The sequence below is a fragment of the Bacillus sp. AFS059628 genome (assembly GCF_002571225.1).
GTDB lineage: Bacteria > Bacillota > Bacilli > Bacillales > Bacillaceae_G > Bacillus_A.
This window is the reverse complement of the sequence record NZ_NVEC01000039.1, coordinates 31270-38687: the sequence shown is the minus strand read 5'-3', so window position 1 is coordinate 38687 and position 7418 is coordinate 31270. Positions and strand designations below refer to the sequence as shown.

6 protein-coding genes and 1 pseudogene are annotated in these 7418 nt (G+C 33.2%); 4 read left to right on the top strand and 3 right to left on the bottom strand.

Going from position 1 to position 7418, the window contains the following annotated elements:
* Positions 1-401 precede the first annotated feature (401 nt).
* Together COL05_RS13875 and COL05_RS13870 are read left to right on the top strand one after the other, a co-directional pair.
* Complete coding sequence (locus COL05_RS13875) at positions 402-1328, top strand: DUF2268 domain-containing putative Zn-dependent protease (protein WP_098669037.1); 927 nt, start codon at positions 402-404, stop codon at positions 1326-1328.
* On the top strand, positions 1303-2070 hold the full coding sequence (locus tag COL05_RS13870; protein ID WP_098294969.1) for a MerR family transcriptional regulator: 768 nt from the start codon (positions 1303-1305) through the stop codon (positions 2068-2070). Before COL05_RS13875 ends, COL05_RS13870 begins: the two co-directional genes overlap by 26 nt.
* Before the next feature lie 172 nt (positions 2071-2242).
* On the opposite strand, the gene COL05_RS13865 is transcribed toward COL05_RS13870, so the two are convergent.
* A complete protein-coding gene (locus COL05_RS13865; protein WP_097842884.1) occupies positions 2243-3412 on the bottom strand; it encodes a serine hydrolase domain-containing protein in 1170 nt (389 codons plus the stop codon).
* A gap of 609 nt (positions 3413-4021) precedes the next feature.
* Here COL05_RS13865 and COL05_RS13860 point away from each other — a divergent pair.
* Both COL05_RS13860 and COL05_RS13855 read left to right on the top strand, forming a co-directional pair.
* A complete protein-coding gene (locus COL05_RS13860; protein ID WP_063549430.1) occupies positions 4022-4576 on the top strand; it encodes a GNAT family N-acetyltransferase in 555 nt (184 codons plus the stop codon).
* Positions 4577-4721: 145 nt separating this feature from the next.
* Positions 4722-5501, top strand: a pseudogene (locus tag COL05_RS13855) (IS4 family transposase); the annotation flags it as partial.
* 207 nt (positions 5502-5708) lie between these two features.
* Here COL05_RS13855 and COL05_RS13850 read toward each other — a convergent pair.
* Both COL05_RS13850 and COL05_RS13845 read right to left on the bottom strand, forming a co-directional pair.
* The gene (locus tag COL05_RS13850; RefSeq protein WP_098669036.1) at positions 5709-6431 is read right to left on the bottom strand and encodes a thioesterase II family protein; all 723 of its coding nucleotides are present in this window, start codon (positions 6429-6431) and stop codon (positions 5709-5711) included.
* Positions 6418-7122: a 4'-phosphopantetheinyl transferase family protein gene (locus COL05_RS13845; RefSeq protein ID WP_098669035.1), complete on the bottom strand. Its 705-nt coding sequence runs from the start codon at positions 7120-7122 to the stop codon at positions 6418-6420. The genes COL05_RS13850 and COL05_RS13845 overlap by 14 nt, the downstream gene beginning before the upstream one ends.
* Positions 7123-7418: the final 296 nt, after the last annotated feature.

Sequence of the window (7418 nt, the reverse complement as noted above, 5' to 3'; positions counted from 1 at the left end):
TAAGTTGATGGATGTGGGGTCTCACCACATGGCTATCAAGCTAACATTTTTAAGTCCCCCCTAAATGAAAATTTTGTGTTTTTATAGAACCAAAGTTTATTTTTATCGTTTTGGAGAACAACAGATTTTTTAACTTGATAGCAAGGGGGTATTTCAATAGCATAGCTTAATGGATGTGTGGTGGGCCCCAATAAGGTTGTTTAAAATTCGGCTTTGTAGACATTTTCAAATACGTTCAACATCCAAACTAAGCTAAGGTAATTACAAATGAAAGTGTCCTATTAATATATTTCAAAAAACATATAATCCCATTCTCTTGCTATATTTTTAGTTAACCCACTTGACTATAACGTAACGTCATAGTGCATAATTTTAACTATATTAAATAAGGAGTGAAAGAAATGAATATAAAATCATTACGGTCAGATCAAATATATCGAAAAATTTTACAAGCTCCAAAAGAGGAAAAGGTTGAATTATACAGACAAGAAATGTTAGCTCCGTTTATGGGGAAATGGGAAATTCAATATGTTCCTTTTAAAGCTGAGGAGCAAAATGGCTTTGATGTTATTACATTGAATAATATAATGAGCATTTCTCCTAATCAGATTACAAATGAGATTACACCAGAATTAGAATTGATTTCCTCTGATTCTTTTTGGTCTGAGTGTAAAGAAGCTGTTAGGAAAAGCCTTCATTTATTTAGAGCGCATGATGTGAACCTTCGTGTATCTGATTACTTATTCACGATTCTATTAGGGGATCCAAATAGCTCTTCATTAATGTTAAATGAAGGATATAGTGGTGATGGAGGTATCCCTGGTTATATTTTGTGTACATTTGTGCCAAATGAATACACAATACCTCGAATGAAGGCTGCTTTAGCACATGAATGTAATCATAATGTTCGATATCAATTTATTCAGTGGGACCATACGGTTACTTTAGGTGAATTAATTGTTAGTGAGGGTTTAGCAGAAAACTTTGCTACTTCTATTTTTGGGGAAGATCTACTCGGTCCTTGGGTATCGAAAACAACTATGGAAATGCTTAATAGATGTATTAAACCCGTGCTCAAGGAACAATTACAATTAACAGGATTTGATAAAATTGCACCGTATCTTTATGGTGATGAATTAGCAAAACTTCAAAACTATATACCAGTCAATATGCCTTATGCTGCTGGTTATGCCTGTGGATACTATTTAATCAAATACTATTTAGAGAAAATAGGAAAAAACATCTTTGAAGCCACAATAATTCCTGCCAATTTAATACTAGATGAAATAAAAGGATTTTGGGATGAAGAAACAATTATTAACGGTTAAAGATATTGTCCAAATTACAGGCATAACCAAAAGAACCTTACAATATTATGATAAAATAAATCTATTAAAGCCAATTTACTTAACAGATAATGGTTATCGACTCTATGATAGGAACAGTTTAGCACAGCTTCAAACTATTCTATTTTTTAAGGAAATGGAATTTTCTCTAAAGGAAATTGCGGATGTATTGAAGCTTACGAGAGAAGAACAGCAACAATTATTAAAGAAGCATAACCAAACTTTATTGTTAAAAAAACAACGTTTAGAAGCAGTTATTACTGCGGTAGATGAGTATGTATCAGGAAAGGATATCTACAACTTAAATATTTTTAATAATTCATCCATTTTACCATTACAAGAACAATATACTCATGAAGCGAAATACATCTATGGGGAAACAGAAAAATACAAAGAATTTGAGGAGAAATTGAAAAATCTCTCTCCTAATGAAAAAGCGAACTTATTTCATGAATTCGAACAAAAAATGGAAAGAGTGTTTAGAAAAATTGCTTCCTATATTAATCAATCACCTACTTCCGATGAAGTACAGCAATTAATTGTAGAGTGGAAAAGTTATCTCGAACAATCTATTGTATGTGATTCTGAAATGTTGACATGTATTGCAAATGCGTATAAATTTGATAATCGATTTAAAAATTACATAAATCAATTTAGTAATGAAGACTTAGCTGAATTTTTACATAATGCAATTATACATTATATAAATAAACAGAAAAATTAATGTCATACTATTTATAATAGGGGGTCACCTTACATGGCCGTCAACTTAAGAAGAATAAACGCCACCAAAACAAAAAAGCCCCAACTTATTTTTTTTGAAAATAAGTTGGGGCTTTTGAAACAGAAAAGTATATTTTTAACTATGAAAACTACGATAAGTTTTTCCTTTTTTCCTACTTGCTAAATTCAGCAAGTAAAATATTTTTAAAAGGATTAGGACTGCCAGTTCTACCCAAACTATTCCAATTGACGACCAACGTATGATTGCCTCCAAGTGTACCTCCAACTAGAGTTGTAAACCCTAGAATGCCACCTGAGTGTCCCCATATCGAGACACCGCTTGGCAGCTTAGTTTCATAGATTCCAAGACCATATCCATCGATTCCTTCTTTTCCTGTAGGAACTGTAGTAAGCATTTGTTTTAGTTGCTGTTCCTTCAGTAATTTGCCACCGAGCAAGTAAGAGAAGAATTTGTTTAAGTCGTCAGCAGTAGAAATCATATCTCCAGCAGAGCTACCTGCACTTGGGTTATAATAAGTAACGTCTTTTAGCTCACTTGCTCCGTCTGGTTGGACATATCCACGGGCATGGTTAGTGCCTGGAATAACACTTGAGTTGCCTGGTAGGAATGTATTCGACAATTCAAGTGGTTCAATAATTCGATTTTCAACCTCTTCCGCATAGCTGTTTCCAGTTACTTTTTCAATAAGAATGCCCAGTAATACGTATCCTGTGTTTGAATAAGACCAGCCCTTTCCTGGAGCAAAGTCTGGAGGCAGAGAAACCCCCATCTTCACTAACTCTTCAGCCGTATACGATTTTTTTGTATCCGTAAAATCAGCGTCTTTTGACCTTGAGTATTCAGCGATACCACTTGTATGGTTCAATATGTGCCGGATAGTAATCTTGTTACCATCATATCCATTTCCTTGAATGACACCAGGTAACCATTTTTCGATGTAGTCGTCTAGCTTCAGGCGATTCTCTCCAACTAATTGAAGTACAACTGTTGCGGTGAACGTCTTCGTCACACTCCCAATGCGAAAGCGAAAATCTGTTTTCATTGGTTTCTTGGTTCTCAGATCCGCTATTCCAGCGGCATACCCCCACGTTTTTCCACCCTCAGAAGTTTTAGCAAGTATCCCCGGGTATCCAAGTTGCAATGTATCCCGCATTGCTTGCTTGACGGAAGTACGATCTCGTTGAGTATTTGTTTGTAACGAACTAGATACATTTTGAGTAGGCTCTGCTTTTACAATTGAGGTTGGTGTTGTATATAACAGGGAACTTCCAGCTATTACAAGGGCCAGACTTGCACATGTAATTTGAATACGTATTTTCATAAGGCATTCCTCTCCTCTATTCATATTGTATAAGTGTTTGCTTACTGATCCTTACTTCCTGAAAAGACTTAGGGAAAGGCCCTCACGCATATAGATTAAAGCCCCAGTACAAAGGTATCTATCAATACCAACAATTTGAGCCAGTTAAATCTCCATCCCTTCTATAACAAAATTATTCAAAGGTATGAAAGCATATTATGTACCCTTAGTTATTGTTAGGATTAACACAACATGAGACATAGCCCCAACCCATATTTTACTTTATTTATCCATGATATGTATTGAGAAAGAATGTAAATTCGAATCCTTTCCGTACCCCAACTATTGATCGTTTTCTTCACCTATTATAATTAGTTATTTAGAATTTCTTAATAAAAAACTGTAAAAAAATAATGAGTTCCTTAACGAACAGGAAGTGGCTGAAAAATATGTCTAAACGCACAATTATCTTTTTTTGATATGGTGACCCCATCGCTATCAACCTAAAAAATCAAAATCCCCCCATAACGAAAATTCTATTGATTGTTGACTACTTATAATGATAGGTTATGTAAACTTTACATGAATAAGGTATATAATATATAAATAACGATTAACTGAGGTGAGAGTATGGAAGATACATATAAAATCCCAAAATTAGAAACAAAGCGTCTTTTATTAAAAAAACTAGATTTTCATGATTTAGATGATTTATTTGAAGTCTATTCGGATCCTCAAACAACTACATATGTACCTCGAGAGGTACATAAGAATAAAGATGAAACTCGTATTTTTTTAGAAAATACGATGGATACAGCTAAGAAAGGTAAGTCTTTCATATGGTCTATTATCTTTAAGGGGGATCAGAAAGCTATTGGCACCTGTGGCATCTGGAAATTATCACACAGTAGCGCTTCTTTAGGAGCCGTTATTAACCCACTGTATTGGGGAAAAGGAGTTATCGTTGAAGCTTTAGAAGAACTAATAAAGTTTGGCTTTCAAGAATTAGATTTAAATCGTATTGAAGGAAGATGCGACATAAGGAATACAGCGTCTGAACGAGTTATGCAAAAGCTAAAAATGACATATGAAGGAACATTAAGACAAAGTGTAATGATCAATGGTATGTATTGCGATTCTAAGGTATATTCTCTTTTAAAACATGAATACGGTAACTTTCGATAACGAAAATTATGTAAATATGTAATGTTATCAGACGACTAAATGAGGTACCGTCACATTGCCATAAAGCTAAGGTTTCACACTGTTCATTAAGCAAAAAAGACGTTATTCTTACTGTAGAATTATAGGAAAGGATGGCGTTTTTTGTATGTCTAATTCTGTATCTGATGACTTACAATTATTTGCACAGGAGATTAAGAGTCTTTTATCCTCAAATACCTTACAGAATCTAGCTAGAGATGTTGGATTTGTACAGCGAACAAGTAAGTATCAAGCACAAGATTTAGTAGCTTTATGTGTATGGATGAGTCAAAATGTCGCTAAAACCTCTTTAACTCAGTTATGTAGCTGTTTAGAAGCATCAACAGAAGTGCTCATCAGTCCTGAAGGACTGAATCAACGGTTTAATGAGGCGGCTGTCCAACTTTTACAACGCCTACTAGCTGAACTACTAAACAAAAAAATGGACGCATCTATGCCGATTTCTTCGCCATACACTTCTGTTTTCAAGCGTGTTCGTATTTTAGATTCAACTGCATTTCAACTCCCAGATGTATTTTCATCGGTTTATCCAGGTGCAGGAGGATGCAGCCATACAGCTGGAATAAAAATTCAACTTGAGTATGATTTGTTAAGTGGACAGTTCCTACATATTCATACAGGCCCAGGTACACAACATGATCGCACTTACGGCTCTCTGTGTGCCCCAACTGTGACAGCGAATGATTTATGTATCCGAGATTTAGGTTATTTTCATTTGAAAGACCTTCAATATATACAAGATAAGGAGGCCTACTATATCTCTCGTATCAAGTCGAATACACGTATTTATCAAAAAAATCCTACCCCTGATTATTTTCAAGATGGAAGAATTAAGAAAGGTACAGAGTATATACAGATAGATATGGAGACGTTAAATTACTCTCTGATAAAACTTTAAATAGTGATGCAAATAAGTTGCATCACTTTTTTAGATAAATAAGGGAAGTAACTCTTACGATTCAATGAGTCTTTTTTCCTACCTTTAAAAAGTTCGTTTAGGCTTCAATGCCCTTATTCAATGATATTTCAGCAGTTCCTTTATTTTTCATATTTAATATTTTGTTCCTTAGCCATGAATATACTTAGAGAACCTCTAAAAACTATTTGATAATCTTTTAGAATCTAACTTTCTTATAATACTCTTTGCTATTTCTTCAATATTTTCATTTAGAAAGAAATGATTACCTTCAAAAGAATAAAGAGTACACGTTTTACTTGTATATTGCTCCCATATTATTACTTGATCATATGTAGTAAATTCATCATTTTCCCCATTAAATATAAGAAAATCAATATCACATGGTTGTATATTATTGTCATGAATATATGTCTCGACAATTTTAAAATCTGCTCTTAGAATTGGGAGAAAAATCTCCATTAATTCTTCTGATTGAAGTACCCCGGACGGTGTACCTCCCATTGCAATAACTTCTCTTTTAAATTGCTCATTAGAAAGATTATGTCGGATATTTTTTATTTTACTATTTGGATGATTTCTACCGGACAAAACAAGAAATTCAGGCGATACGTTTTTTGAATCTTTTATTTTTCTGGCTACTTCATAGGCGATCAAACTTCCCATGCTATGTCCGAATAGAATGTAGGGCGAATCATCTATCTGCATAACTATTTTATTGTAGACATCATTTACTGCCTCTTCCATACTTTGGTACAAGTTTTCTTCAATTCTATATCCTCTACCAGCTAACTCAATCGGGACTACTTCAATATATGGATTAAAGTGATTTTTCCATTTTGCGTAACTAAACGCAGATCCCCCAGCATGTGGAAAGCAAAAAAGTTTAGTCTTCTGCATTGATTTTCTCCTTACTTTCAAATTTGTATATATTTTGGCAAATTGCATAAATGTCTTCAATTATTATCTCTTGGGGAAATTCATCCCTTGTTGCACAAGCAGATATCTTATAATTTGGCTCAATGTTATATTGTCTAAAGTAAAAGTTTTGAGGTATATACTTATATGAAATTAAAGTTGGTGACTCTTTTTTTATAGAGAATGAATTTAACGGGATATAAAGCCCTTTTCCAATCGTTTTTATATAACTTTCTTTTAATGTCCATAAATCATAAAAATAATTAATTTGTTCATCAGAATTTATATTAGATATATCATAAAATTCTTCCTCTGAAAAAAATTCATTTGCTAATTTAAGAGCCTCTATCTCTGAAACCTTTTCTATATCAATACCCACATTAAAATTAGCAGTAATACAAACCACCCATTCTCCTGAATGTGACAGATTAAAATGAAAGTCAGAAAAATTTTCAACAAAAGGTTTTCCATACTCATTATATATAAATCTAATTTCTTCATTATTAATTTTATACTTTTGGCAGATTAGAGATCGGATTAGTAAATCCCCTATCAGGGTCCTATTAACGTCGCATGAGTTTAATAAACGCTTCATTTGTTTTTTCTTCTCATTTGAAACCAAGTTACTAAGTTGCTTAAACAAATGACTTTCAATATTCTTTGGTATTTTCACAGCTTGAATGTGTATGATAAATCACTTCCTTTTTTAAAGGATGGCTTCATATATGTGCGTTACATAAATTCAAATTAACTTTATTAAATTGCAAATACAATAGAAAAGGTGCATATTTACATATCAATGAAAATATACACCTTTCCTCAGTAATATCATCAAAGCATTAGCTTCTATTACAAAAAATGGAGAGCATTTACATCATTCTATGAGCAACTCATATAGGTTTCTATGTCTCTATCAAGTAAATTTTCCATTATCCTCTTAAAAAGTAATACTCTTGATATATTCATTAT